This is a genomic window from Actinomycetospora flava (assembly GCF_037400335.1).
GTDB lineage: Bacteria > Actinomycetota > Actinomycetes > Mycobacteriales > Pseudonocardiaceae > Actinomycetospora > Actinomycetospora flava.
Map to the genome: position 1 here is coordinate 21721 of NZ_JBBEGM010000021.1, position 12256 is coordinate 33976.

Annotated in this window: 12 protein-coding genes; 6 read left to right on the forward strand and 6 right to left on the reverse strand. The window is 73.7% G+C overall.

The annotated features are described in order from the left end of the window. Positions 1-85: 85 nt before the first annotated feature. The 4 genes from WCD58_RS31650 to WCD58_RS31665 all read right to left on the reverse strand — a co-directional run bounded on the left by WCD58_RS31650 (position 86) and on the right by WCD58_RS31665 (position 3684). A complete protein-coding gene (locus tag WCD58_RS31650) occupies positions 86-514 on the reverse strand; it encodes a PPOX class F420-dependent oxidoreductase (protein ID WP_337707124.1) in 429 nt (142 codons plus the stop codon). Between the two features lie 51 nt (positions 515-565). Continuing rightward, positions 566-1789, reverse strand: coding sequence for an MFS transporter (locus tag WCD58_RS31655; protein WP_337707125.1), 1224 nt, complete (start codon positions 1787-1789; stop codon positions 566-568). Positions 1790-1818: 29 nt separating this feature from the next. Continuing rightward, the gene (locus WCD58_RS31660; protein WP_337707126.1) at positions 1819-3009 is read right to left on the reverse strand and encodes an alkane 1-monooxygenase; all 1191 of its coding nucleotides are present in this window, start codon (positions 3007-3009) and stop codon (positions 1819-1821) included. A gap of 81 nt (positions 3010-3090) precedes the next feature. Beyond that, positions 3091-3684 carry a TetR/AcrR family transcriptional regulator gene (locus WCD58_RS31665; RefSeq protein ID WP_337707127.1) on the reverse strand — a complete coding sequence of 198 codons (594 nt, stop codon included), beginning with the start codon at positions 3682-3684 and terminating at the stop codon, positions 3091-3093. Between the two features lie 434 nt (positions 3685-4118). On the opposite strand from WCD58_RS31665, the gene WCD58_RS31670 reads away from it, so the two are divergent. Further along, positions 4119-4781, forward strand: coding sequence for a hypothetical protein (locus WCD58_RS31670; RefSeq protein ID WP_337707128.1), 663 nt, complete (start codon positions 4119-4121; stop codon positions 4779-4781). Positions 4782-4914: 133 nt separating this feature from the next. Here the strand turns inward: WCD58_RS31670 and WCD58_RS31675 are convergent, their stop codons facing one another. Beyond that, on the reverse strand, positions 4915-6189 hold the full coding sequence (locus WCD58_RS31675; RefSeq protein ID WP_337707129.1) for a cytochrome P450: 1275 nt from the start codon (positions 6187-6189) through the stop codon (positions 4915-4917). A gap of 237 nt (positions 6190-6426) precedes the next feature. Here WCD58_RS31675 and WCD58_RS31680 point away from each other — a divergent pair, with 237 nt between their 5' ends. Together WCD58_RS31680 and metX are read left to right on the forward strand one after the other, a co-directional pair. Continuing rightward, complete coding sequence (locus tag WCD58_RS31680; RefSeq protein ID WP_337707130.1) at positions 6427-7734, forward strand: bifunctional o-acetylhomoserine/o-acetylserine sulfhydrylase; 1308 nt, start codon at positions 6427-6429, stop codon at positions 7732-7734. Positions 7735-7747: 13 nt separating this feature from the next. Beyond that, complete coding sequence (gene metX, locus WCD58_RS31685; RefSeq protein ID WP_337707131.1) at positions 7748-8890, forward strand: homoserine O-acetyltransferase MetX; 1143 nt, start codon at positions 7748-7750, stop codon at positions 8888-8890. Positions 8891-8954: 64 nt separating this feature from the next. Here metX and WCD58_RS31690 read toward each other — a convergent pair whose 3' ends face one another. Continuing rightward, complete coding sequence (locus WCD58_RS31690; protein ID WP_337707187.1) at positions 8955-9227, reverse strand: ArsR/SmtB family transcription factor; 273 nt, start codon at positions 9225-9227, stop codon at positions 8955-8957. A 192-nt stretch (positions 9228-9419) separates the two neighbouring features. Between WCD58_RS31690 and WCD58_RS31695 the strand changes: the two genes are divergently transcribed. The 3 genes from WCD58_RS31695 to WCD58_RS31705 are packed head-to-tail and all read left to right on the forward strand — an operon-like array spanning position 9420 to position 12243. Beyond that, complete coding sequence (locus WCD58_RS31695) at positions 9420-10535, forward strand: DUF418 domain-containing protein (protein ID WP_337707132.1); 1116 nt, start codon at positions 9420-9422, stop codon at positions 10533-10535. A gap of 30 nt (positions 10536-10565) precedes the next feature. Then, the gene (locus tag WCD58_RS31700) at positions 10566-11294 is read left to right on the forward strand and encodes an alpha/beta hydrolase (protein WP_337707133.1); all 729 of its coding nucleotides are present in this window, start codon (positions 10566-10568) and stop codon (positions 11292-11294) included. Between the two features lie 40 nt (positions 11295-11334). After that, positions 11335-12243 (forward strand): oxidoreductase, encoded by a 909-nt coding sequence (locus tag WCD58_RS31705; protein WP_337707134.1) that lies wholly within the window; start codon positions 11335-11337, stop codon positions 12241-12243. Positions 12244-12256: the final 13 nt, after the last annotated feature.

Below are 12256 nucleotides of genomic sequence, written 5' to 3' on the forward strand. Positions count from 1 at the left end.
ACTCGTCGGTGAGTTCCCGCCCCGACCCAGGCAACCCTAATCACGCGGAGGGCCGTGCCGATCGGGTGACCGCTGGGCGCCCTGATCAGCCCGCGTTGTCGGGAACGTCCGAGGCCTTGACCTGGCCCCAGCCGTGCCAGCGGTCCACCTCGATCCACGCGGCGACGCGGGCGCGGTCACGGATGGGGTAAGGGTTGCCGGTGTAGTGCTTCGACGCGCGGTCGATGATCGCGAGGTCGGTGTCGTCGGCCCACTCGACGACGCGGCCCTGGATGCTCACGTGGGTGTACCAGTCGTCCTCGGCGAGGACGGTGATCGAGGCGCGGGGGTCGTTGCGCAGGTACTCGACGCGCTTGCGCTGGGCGTCCATGTTCACCAGCACCCGGCCGTCGTCCCAGAGGTACCAGGTCGCCACGGAGACGGGCTGCCCGTCACCGCGGATCGACGTGATGACGCTCGGGTTGGGGCGGGCCAGGAGCTGCTGGACCTCGTCGGGAAGCGGGGGCTTCGGCACGGTGCGTCCTCTCGGGAGATGATCGTTCTCGCGGGGACGGGTTCCCGGGCGTCAGGCCTCGACACACTCCCGCGTCGCGCCGCGGCGGGAACGGACGACGAGCGCGCGGGCCACGACCGCGGTCAGCCCCAGGGCGACGACGACGAGGCCGTACGCCTCGGCGACCGGGCGCAGGCCGACCTGGACGGTCGCGAACCCCGCGACGACGGCCGGCGCGCTGAACGCCAGGTAGGCGATCGTGTAGGCGACGGCCATCAGCTCGCCGCGGGTCTCCGGCGCCGCGATCCGTGCGAGCGTCCCGAAGCACGCCAGCGACGCCGACCCGAAGCCGAGGCCGGCGACGACCGTGCCCGCCGCCGTCCCGAGCGGCGAGCCCAGCGCCAGCCCCGCGAGCGTGATGAGCGTGCCGGCGGCGAGCAGCCCGCCCGCCGGGGCGAGCAGCGACTCGGGGGAGCGGCGGAAGACTGTCACCGCGGTCAGCGCGCCGACCCCGCAGAGCAGGGTGACGAGGACGCCGCCGAGCAGGTGGCTCTGCAGGCCCAGGATCTCGGCGGCCACCGACGGGCCGAGCGACAGGTACAGCCCGCCGAGCGCCCAGCTCGCCGCGAGCACGGGGGTGATGGCGAGGACGTCGGCGCGCAGGCCGGCGGGGATGCGCAGGCGCGGGCGCAGGGAGGCGAGGGCGCCGGGGCGTCGCGGGGCGGTCTCGGGCAACAGGGCGAGCACCACGGCCACTACCGCGAACCCGGCGAGCAGCACGATCCAGATCAGGCGCGTGGGGGCCGGCGCGTACTCGACGAGCAGGCCGCAGCCCAGGGCCCCGAGCGCGAGGCCGATCAGCGGCGTCGTGGCGTTGGCGAGCCCCGCGCGCCGCGGGTTCAGGTCGACGAGCGTCGCGGCCATCGCCGTGATCGCCGCGCCGGTCGCCGCGCCCTGCACGGCCCGCGCGACCAGCAGCATCGTCACGTTCGACGCGACGAGGAACAGGACGACGGCCACCGTCTGGACCACCAGCGCGGTGGCGAGGACCGGGCGGCGTCCGACGTGGTCGGAGAGCCCGCCCACCACCAGCAGCGAGGCCAGCAGGAACAGCACGTAGACCGCGAACACGATGGTCAGCGTCGAGGCCGAGAAACCCCAGGCCGCCTGGTAGACGACGTAGAGCGGGGACGGGACGCTCGAGGCGGCCAGGAAGAGCACGACGACCCCGGCCACCGCGGCGAACAGCCGGCCGCGGCGGACGGGGTCGAGGGCGTCAGCAGGTGCGGTGCTCACTCACGTCGACAACACCTGCGTCGTCGGTTCTATGTCCGCGCGTAGCGGGTGAGGTAGCGCTCACGCTTGCGCGGGTGGATGTTCGCGAGCGTGACGTCGCCGTCGTAGTGGGCGAGCACCTTGCGGTCCATCATCGCCCGCCAGATCGGCGGGAACAGCGCCACGACGATCATGGAGCCGTAGCCGCTGGGCAGCTGCGGCGACTCCTCGAAGTGCCGCAGGGTCTGGTAGCGGCGCAGCGGGTTGGCGTGGTGGTCGGAGTGGCGCTGCAGCTGGTAGAGCAGCAGGTTCGACACGGTGTGGTCGGCGTTCCAGCTGTGCCGCGGGTCGGTGCGCTCGTAGCGCCCGTCGTCCCGCTTGGCCCGCTTCAGGCCGTAGTGCTCCAGGTAGTTGACGACCTCGAGAAGCGAGAACCCGACCACCGCCTGCAGCACGAGCCACGGCAGCACGACCCAGCCGAACACGGCCACGAGGGTCACGAACAGCACGACCGTCATCGCCCAGGCCACGAGGATCTCGTGGTCGAGCGCGGTGTGGCGGCCCTTCGAGCGGCGCTTGTTCTCCAGGTGCCACGACGAGCGCAGGCTGCCCCACACCGTGCGCGGCAGGAACGTCCAGAAGCCCTCGCCGAGCCGCGAGCTCGCCGGGTCCTCCGGGGTGGCGACGCGGACGTGGTGGCCGCGGTTGTGCTCGACGTAGAAGTGCCCGTACGCGGAGCTGGCCAGCGCGATCTTCGAGAGCCAGCGCTCGACGTCCTCGCGCTTGTGGCCCAGCTCGTGGGCGGTGTTGATGGCGACGCCCGACACGACGCCCATCGTCAGCGCGAGGCCGAGGTCCGCGTGCCAGGGCAGGTCCCACGTGGCCCAGACCCAGCAGCAGAACACGAGGCTCGCGTACTGGATCGGCAGGAACAGGTAGGTGACCCAGCGGTAGTAGCGGTCGGCCTCGAGGCGCTCGCGCTCGGATTCCGGCGGGTTGTCGTCGGTGGCCCCGAAGATCAGGTCCAGGGCGGGGAGCACGACGAACAGGATCATCGGCCCGACCCACCACCAGCCGGCCCATCCCGTGGCGGCGCTCAGGCCGGCGCCCAGGAACGGCATCGCCGGCATGACGGTGGCCAGGGGCCAGAGGTAGCGCTTGCGGTCACGCCACGGGCGCTGCGGTGCACCCTCGGCGGACTCGTCGGTGATGACTTCGGGCGTGCTCTCGGTGGTGCTCATGGGGCCTGTCTCCCTCGACGCGACGGCTCGCATCAGAGTGTGCGGGGGTGACCCGCTCAGAGACAAGACCCAATTTTTGTCTCAGTTTGGCGTTCGGAGTAGCGCGTTGACGAGGTGGTTGACGCGCACGCCGACGTCGACGGAGTCGAGCGACGGGGCCACCACATGGGAGATGACCAGGCGGACGACGGCGTCGACGGTCTCCTCGACGAGGGTCGGCAGGAGCTCCGGACGCCGCTGCACGAGCCACGCCGCGAGCAGGGACCGGGCCGACTCCCGAATCGATTCGGACCGCGAGGTGAGGAACGGCAGCAACCCGGCGTCGCCCGACCGGCTGCCCGTGAGGACGGCGCGCAGGAGCGGGTTCTCCGCGGCCTCCTGCAGGGTCACGCGCGTCGCGGCGGCCATCGCGTCCCCGACGTCGTCGTGCTCGGCGAGCGCCTCGCCGATCGCGGTGAAGAACTGCTCCGCCTCGCGCGTCATCAGCGCCTCGCCGAGGCCGTCCTTGTTGCCGAACTCCCGGTAGAGCGTCGGGCGCGAGACCCCGGAGTCCACGGCCACCTCGCCGACGCGCACCCGCTCCCAGCCGCGCTCGACGGTGTGCTCGTGGGCGGTCGTGAGGACCCGCTCGCGCACCTGGCGCCGGAACTCCAGACGCAAGGACTCGCCGGTCATGCGATCAGTGTCACGCACCGCAATCGTGCGGGAGCGTGGAGCAGGACCGAGACACCCGGTCGGGCCTGAGCGCTAGGGCGGCGGACCCAACGTGGAGGTGCTCCTCAAACCCCGCGAGCGGATCAACTCCAGCGGCCGTCCGGTCGGTGGCCGCTGGGCCACAGGGAGTCACTTCCTCAGGAGAGGCAACTGGCGAGTAACGGCGGTGACCGTTCGCCGATGAGTGCGCAAACCACCCGGGTGCGCCCGGGGGTCCACCGTCCGGCCGAAGGGGTCCGTGCATGATCGCTCGTCGAGGTCGCCTGCTCCCCAGCGTGATCGTCGGTGCTCTCGTCACCGGTGCCGTGACCCTCGGTGCCGGGACGGCGTCGGCGGCCGACGGGGACCCGTGCCACGTCCTCCTGCGGGAGGGTGTCGTGCGAGGTGACGACTGCGTGACCACCGGGGGCGTGCTGATCGCCCCGCTCGTCGAGGCCCTGCTCGGGCCGGCGCCGGCCGCCGACCCGCCGACGACCTCGGCGGCACCGAGCGGCGTGGTGCCCGGGGTGGTGGAGGGCGTCGGTGACGCGGTCGGTGGAGTCGGCGACGCCCTGGGCGGCTCCGGCGGGACGCCGGCCGGCGGGTCGGCGAACGCCGGAACCGGTGGCTCGAGCGGTGCGGGCGGCGGCGCCGCGACCGACACCGGGACGACAGCCGGCGGCAGCACCGGGCCCGCCGCGGGCGGGGCGCCGGCCGGGCCCGCGCCGGCATCGTCGGGCATGCCCGCCCCCGACGTCCGGGCGGTCGTCGCGGCACCGGCGCTCGCGGCACCGGGCGGGCTGGCGGCGGCGAGGGTGCCGGTGCTCAACTTCGGCACCCCGAACGCCGCACTCCTCCTCACCCCGGCCGGGAGCCCGCTGCGCGCGCTCACCGGGCAGGACACCGGCTCGCCCGTGACCACGACGAGCGACGTGCAGGCCATCGCGTTCGAGAACCTCCCGGGCGGGATGGGCACGCCGGCCGTGGTGGGCGTGCTGATCCTCTCGACGCTCGGGGCGTTCGCCCTGCGTCACCGGATCTTCCGCCGCGCCCGCGCGGGCGACTCCTCGGCGCGCTGACCGCGGAGGTCACCGAGACAGCGATCACGACCCCACGCAGCCCCGATGGGTCCGGTCGCCTGCGTGTCGCGGCGGCGCGGATGCGGCGATCCCGGCGTCAGACGCCAGCGATGCCGCATCGCTCGTCGGGGCCTCACGCACCCCGGGCGGCGTCGGTCCCCGCGAGGGCGACGGGGAGGTGTTTGACGCCGTTGACGAAGATGCTGCGCAGGCGGTCGGGCTCGCCGACGACGCGCAGGTCGGGCATGCCGGCGAAGAGCTCGCGGAACATCACCGCGATCTCCCGGCGGGCGAGGTGCGCGCCGAGGCAGAAGTGCGGGCCGTGCGCGCCGAAGCCCTGGTGCGGGTTGGGGGAGCGGCGCAGGTCGAGGCGCTCGGGGTCGGCGAACACCGAGTCGTCCCGGTTCGACGCCCCGTAGACGAGCAGCAGCTTCTCGCCCGCCGACACGGGGACGTCGCCGACCGTGGTGTCCGCGACCGCCGTGCGGCGCATCCAGTTGATCGGCGAGGCCCAGCGCACGACCTCGTCGACGGCGGTCGGGGTGACGCCGTCGACGTCGGACGACCACGCCTCCCACTGCGACGGGTCGAGGTGCATGCCCCACACGCCGTGGGTGATCGCGTTGCGCGTGGTCTCGTTGCCCGCGACGCAGAGCAGGATGAAGAACGACGCGATCTCCTGGTGCGTGAGTCGCTCGCCGTCGACGGTGCCGTGCACGAGCGCGGAGGTCACGTCGTCGGTGGGGGACTCCTCGCGCAGGGCGGCCAGCTCCGTCATTAGGGACGACAGCCCGGCGCCCGCGGCGAGGTAGTCGCCGAGCGGGTTGTCCGAGGTCACGTACTCCGGGTCGTCGCCGGCGAGGATGACGTTGGAGTGCGCGAACACCTCGTCGCGGCGCGACTCCGGGATGCCCATCATCTCGCAGATGATCAGCAGGGGCATCGGGGCCGAGACCTCGGCGACGAAGTCGAACGAGCCGTCGCCGGCCAGCGCCTTCGCCCGCGCCGACGTGATCACCGACCGGGCCACGCGCGTCACGTCGTCCAGCAGCGACTCGGTGCGCCGCGGCGTGAACGCCTGCGCGGCGATGCGCCGGATCTTCGTGTGCCGCGGGGCGTCCATGCTGATCAGCGAGCCGAAGAACTCGCCGGCCTCGGGTGGCAGGTCGAGGATCGACACCGCGCCCTTCCCCGAGCAGAAGAGGTCCGGGTGCTTGCTGACCTGCTCGACGTCGGCGTGCCGGGTGACCGCGCGGAAGCCCGGTCCGGCCGGGAAGCCGGGGAACTGCGGCTCCGCGAACGTCGGCAGCCCGTCGTCGGCGCGCAGGGCCGCGAACGCCTCGTAGCGCTGCGCCCAGGGCGCCGCCCAGAACTCGCGGTCACCGAGATCCACCGTGGAGGCCGTCACCGTTGGCAGGCTGCCAGCAACGGTGGCGCGGCGCCACGGAGGTGACGCAGCCGACGGGTCCGGTTGTGCCCCGCGCCGCGCGGGCGGGAGGATCATCGGCGTGGTGCGGGTTGATCTCGAAGGGTTCTGGCCGAGTCGTCGCGGCGACGCGTTCGACGAGTGGTGTCGCTGAGCGGCGGCAACCCCTACGGACGACGATCACGATCCCCCACCACCGACGATGGAGTTGAGTACCTGATGACCGACGCGAGCGCCGGCTGGTCGTTCGAGACCCAGCAGGTCCACGCGGGCGCGGCCCCCGACCCCGCCACGGGCGCCCGGGCCACGCCGATCTACCAGACGACGTCCTACGTCTTCCGCGACACCCAGCACGGCGCCGACCTGTTCAGCCTCGCGGAGCCGGGCAACATCTACACCCGGATCATGAACCCGACGCAGGACGTCCTCGAGCAGCGCGTCGCGGCGCTCGAGGGCGGGGTCGCGGCGCTGGCCTTCGCCAGCGGCAGCGCAGCCACCACGGCCGCGATCCTCAACATCGCCGAGGCCGGCGACCACTTCGTGTCGAGCCCGAGCCTCTACGGCGGCACGTACAACCTGTTCCACTACACGCTGCCGAAGCTGGGCGTTCAGGTCTCCTTCGTCTCCGACCAGGACGACCTCGAGCAGTGGCGCAACGCCGTGCAGCCGAACACCAAGCTGTTCTTCGCCGAGACGATCGCCAACCCGGGCTCGAACGTCTTCGACGTGGCCGGGGTCGCCGGGGTCGCGCACGAGGTCGGCGTGCCGCTGGTCGTCGACAACACCGTGCCGACGCCCTACCTGCTGCGCCCCATCGAGCACGGCGCCGACATCGTGGTCCACTCGGCGACCAAGTACCTCGGCGGGCACGGCACCACGATCGCCGGGCTCGTCGTCGACGGCGGCACCTTCGACTTCGGCGCCCACGGCGACCGCTTCCCCGGCTTCACCGAGCCCGACCCGAGCTACAACGGGCTGAAGTACTGGGAGGCGCTGGGTCCGGGCGCCTACGCCGCCAAGCTGCGCGTCCAGCTGCTGCGCGACACCGGCGCGGCCATCAGCCCGTTCAACGCCTTCCTGATCATCCAGGGCATCGAGACGCTGTCGCTGCGCATCGAGCGCCACGTGCAGAACGCGAAGGCGCTGGCCGAGTGGCTCGAGGCGCGCGACGAGGTCGAGCGCGTCTACTACGCCGGCCTGCCGTCGAGCCCCTGGTACGAGGCGGCGAAGAAGTACCTGCCCCGCGGCGTCGGCGCGATCGTGTCCTTCGACCTCCGCGGCGGCGTCGAGGCCGGGCGCGCCTTCGTCGACGGCACGAGCCTGCACTCGCAGCTGGTGAACATCGGCGACGTCCGCAGCCTCATCGCCCACCCGGCGTCGACGACGCACAGCCAGCTCTCCGAGAACGAGCAGGAGTCCGCGGGTGTCACCCCGGGTCTCGTGCGCCTGGCCGTGGGGATCGAGAACGTCGAGGACCTCAAGGCCGACCTCGAGGCGGGCTTCACCGCGGCGAAGGCCGCCCAGTGAGGACCCTGGCTGCGTGACCACCTCCGTGCCCACCGTCCCGGTCCTCCCTCCCGCCAGCGGCGCCTGGCGGGAGGGGGACCCGGTCGGCGACCGGCGCTTCGTCGACGTCGGCGACGTGGCCCTCGAGAGCGGCGAGACCATCCCCGACGTCCGCGTCGCCTACGAGACCTGGGGCCGCTTCGACGGCACCAACGCCGTGCTCGTGCTGCACGCGCTCACCGGGGACAGCCACGTCAGCGGCGAGTCCGGGACCGGACACCCGACGCCCGGCTGGTGGTCCGGGCTCATCGGCCCCGGGCAGACCGTCGACACCGACCGCTGGTTCGTCGTCGCCCCCAACGTGCTGGGCGGGTGCCAGGGCACGACCGGGCCGTCGTCACCGGCCCCCGACGGGCGCCCGTGGGGCTCGCGGTTCCCGCGGACGACGGTGCGCGACCAGGTCGTCGTCGAGCAGCGGTTCGCCGACGCGCTCGGCATCGGGTCCTGGGCCGCCGTGCTCGGCGGGTCGATGGGCGGCATGCGGGCGCTGGAGTGGGCGGTCATGTACCCGTCGCGGGTGGAGCGGCTGCTGCTGCTGTGCTCGCCGGCGGCGGCGTCGGCGGACCAGATCGCCTGGGCGTCCCCGCAGATCGCGGCGATCCGGGAGGACGCCGGCTGGCACGGCGGCGACTACCACGACCGGCCCCGCGGCGAGGGCCCGCACCGCGGGCTGGGCGTCGCGCGGCGGATCGCGCACAACACCTACCGGACCGCCGAGGAGTACGACACCCGCTTCGCGCGCCGGCCCCAGCCGGGCGAGGACCCGGAGGCCGACGGGCGCTTCGCGATGGAGAGCTACCTCGACCACCACGCCGAGAAGCTCGTCCACCGCTTCGACGCCGGCAGCTACGTCGAGCTCACCAGGGCCATGAACGGCCACGACGTCGCCCGCGGGCGGGGGCCGCTCGCCGAGGTGCTGGCGGGCGTCACGGCGCGCACGGTCGTCGCCGGGTCGGTGTCGGACCGCCTCTACCCGCTGCACCAGCAGGAGGAGCTCGCCGCGCTCATCCCGGGCGCCGGCGAGGTGTGGCGCATCGAGTCGCCGTACGGCCACGACGCGTTCCTCATCGAGGCGCGCCGGCTCACCGAGATCCTCGGGGAGCTCTTCAGAGAGTGACACGGGTCGGCGAGCGGAGCGCAGCGCGACGCAGGAGCGCTGCGGGCCGCTGCGCTTCGGCCCGCTACAACCTCGCGGCGTGGCCGACGACCTCGTGCAGCAGCGCGTGGACGGTCTCGTCGGCGAGGCGGTAGCGCACGACGCGGCCGGCGCGCTGGGTGGCGACGAGCCCCTGCGCGCGGAGCAGCCGCAGCGCCTGGGACGTCGTGGTGTCCTTGAGGCCGGCGGCCACGGCGAGGTCGGACACGCAGATCTCGCCCGCCGCGTGGATGCAGAGCAGCAGCGTCAGGCGCGTCGGGTCGGCGAGGAGCGCGAACCGCGTGACCCACGCGTGCATCGTCTCGCCGCTCGGCAGGGCGGCGATCGCCTCGCACACACCGTGGTTCTCGTTCAGCGCGCGATGGCGCTGCTCGAGACGGGCGGCGTCCTCCGTCGTGCCGTCCGGGGGTTCGGTGAGGTGCACCGAACCATCGTGTCATCCTCACGCCGCCGCCGAGCGGCGGCACGGATCACGGCAGGAGGTTCCCGGGTGACCGGACCGACCGGGCTCGGCACGCGGACGATCACCCCCGACCTCGCGCGGGGCCTGCTCCTGGCGCTGATCGCGGTGGCCAACGCGCACCTCTACCTGGTCGAACGCCCCATCGGCTACCGCGGCTATCCGTCGGGGCTCACGGGTGCCGACGCCGTCGTCGCGGTGGTGCAGATGGTGCTCGTCGACGGGCGTGTCTTCCCGTTGTTCGCCGCGCTGGTCGGTTACGGCGTGGCGCGGCTGGCCGAGCGGGCGCCCGAGTCGGTGGTGCGCCGGCGCGGGATCGTCCTGATCGGCATCGGGGCGCTGCACGGGCTGCTGCTGTTCCCCGGCGACATCATCGGCGCCTACGGGCTGGTGATCCTGCTGACCGCGCCCGCGCTCGCCACGTCGTCGTCGCGGGGCCTGCTCGCCATGAGCGGGGCGATCGGCGTGTTCGTGGTGCTGCTCTCGTCCGGCGCGAGCGGGCCCCAGGGCGTCCCGACGGTGCCGTCGATCGCGGCACCGACCCTCGGCGCGTTCCTGGCCGGGCACCCGGGGGAGTGGCTGGTGACGACGCTGTTCTCCGCGCTGCTCACGGCGCCCGCGGTGCTGGTCGGGGTGGTGATCGGGCGCTCGCGCACCCTCGACGAGCCGGCCGCGCACCGGGGGCGGCTCGCGGTGTGGGCGGCCGGCGGGCTGGTCGCCGGGGTCGCGCTGGGCCTGCCGCTGGCCCTGGCCGTCGTCGGGGTGTGGTCGCCGACGGGCACGGTCGGCGGGGTGGTCGCGGCGGCACACGCGGCCGGCGGGTACGCGGGCGCGCTCGGGCTGCTGGGGCTCATGGGGCTGCTGGGCAGCGTGTCGTGGCCGGGGCGGGGTCTCCTCGCGGCGGCGGGGACGTGGTCGATGACGCTGTACCTGTCGCAGTCGGTGGTGTTCGTGGCGGTGCTCGCGGTCTGGGCCGGCGGGCTCGGGTCGTCGGCGTCCCTGGTCACGGCCACGCTGATCGGGCTCGCGACCTGGCTCGTCGGTGTGGTCGTCGCCGGCCTGCTCGCCCGCGCCGGCCACCGCGGCCCCTTCGAGCTCCTCGTGCGCCGCCTGACCTACCCCCGTGCGCGGACTTCGGACCGATAGCACCGAGGTCCGCTCACATAGGGTCGGGCCGTGAGGGAGCTGCCGCCGCCCGCGCGCTGGTGGGGACGACCGTTCGGCGAGGCCCGGGTGCACCTCGAGCTGGCCCGCCTCGTGCTGTCGGCCACCTGGCGCGGCGAGGACGTCCCGCACGGCTCCGGCGCGCCCGTCCTGCTCGTGCCGGGGTTCCTGGCCGGTGACGTCTCGCTCACCGTCCTGCACGACTGGCTGCGCCGCATCGGCCACCGGTCCTACCGCTCGGGCATCGCCTGGAACGTCGACTGCTCCGAGGCCGCGGTGCGCCGCCTCGACCGCCGACTCGCCGAGGTCGCCGACCGCGCCGGGGAGCCGGTGACCCTCGTCGGGCAGAGCCGCGGCGGCCTGTTCGCCCGCGCGCTCGCCGCGCGCAGCCCCGGGCTGGTGCGGCGGGTCGTGGCCCTCGGCAGCCCGCTGGCCTCGCAGCTCGACGCGTCGGTGCTCACCCTGGCCGCGGTCGGCGGGGCCCGCGTCGCGCAGAACCTCGTGCGCCCGCACCGTCCGCACTGCCTGACCGTGCGCTGCCCCTGCGCGTTCTCCGGCGACCTCGTCGCCCCGGCGCCGCCGCCCGTGGTCGCGATCTGGAGCGCGCAGGACGGGATCGTGCGCCCGTCCTCGTGCCGCCCCGACGACGCCGAGTGGCGCGAGGTCCGCGGCAGTCACCTCGGAATGGGTGTGAACGTCGAGGTCTACCGCCACCTGGCGGAGGTCCTCGTGCGACGGTGACCACCGTTTGGATCGCCCGATCGCCGGGCAACGGTCCGGCATGACTGCGTGGACCCCCGCCGACATCGGCGACCAGTCAGGTCGCACCTTCGTCGTCACCGGCGCCAACTCCGGGATCGGCAAGGAGGCGGCCCGTGACCTGGTGCGCGCGGGCGCCCGGGTGGTGCTCGCGGTGCGCGACACGGAGAAGGGCGCCGCGGCCGCGGCGGAGATCGGTGACGGCGCCCGGGGCACCACGGATGTGCGCAGGCTCGACCTCGCCGACCTCGCCTCGGTGCGTTCCTTCGTCGCCGACCTCGACGGGCCGGTCGACGTGCTGGTCAACAACGCCGGGCTGATGGCGATCCCGGAGCGGCGCACGGTCGACGGCTTCGAGATGCAGGTCGGCACGAACTTCCTCGGCCACTTCGCCCTGACCGGCCTACTGCTCGACGTCGTCACCGACCGCGTGGTGACCCTGTCGAGCGTCGCCCACCGCATCGGCAGCATCGACCTGTCGGACCTGAACTGGCGCCGCCGTCGCTATCAGCGCTGGCTGGCCTACGGGCAGTCCAAGCTCGCCGACCTCATGTTCGCCTACGAGCTCGAGCACCGGTTCGTCGCCGCCGGCTCGCCGCTGCGCTCGGTGGCCGCGCACCCCGGCTACAGCGCCACCAACCTGCAGAGCCGCACCGAGTCGATCCAGGACCTCGGCATGAGCGTGCTCAACAAGGTCATCGCGCAGGGCCCGTCGATGGGCGCGCAGCCCACGCTGTACGCGGCGACGGTGCCCGACCTGCCCGGCGGCACCTTCGTCGGCCCGAGCGGGTTCCAGGAGATCTCGGGCCCGCCGGTGCCGGTCGGCTCGACGGTCGCGTCGCACGACCGCGAGACCCAGGCCGCGCTGTGGGACCTGGCGGTCGACCTCACCGGGGTCACGCCGCGCATCCGTACCGGCGCGCGGTCCTGAGCGCCGCGGGCAC

What these genes read in the sequence shown, in the direction of transcription:
- WCD58_RS31660 (WP_337707126.1), bottom strand. Translation starts at nt 3,009, where the DNA reads ATGAGCACCACCGAGAGCACGCCCGAAGTCATCACCGACGAGTCCGCC.
- WCD58_RS31665 (WP_337707127.1), bottom strand. Translation starts at nt 3,684, where the DNA reads ATGACCGGCGAGTCCTTGCGTCTGGAGTTCCGGCGCCAGGTGCGCGAG.
- WCD58_RS31680 (WP_337707130.1), top strand. Translation starts at nt 6,427, where the DNA reads ATGACCGACGCGAGCGCCGGCTGGTCGTTCGAGACCCAGCAGGTCCAC.
- WCD58_RS31690 (WP_337707187.1), bottom strand. Translation starts at nt 9,227, where the DNA reads ATGCACGCGTGGGTCACGCGGTTCGCGCTCCTCGCCGACCCGACGCGC.
- WCD58_RS31705 (WP_337707134.1), top strand. Translation starts at nt 11,335, where the DNA reads ATGACTGCGTGGACCCCCGCCGACATCGGCGACCAGTCAGGTCGCACC.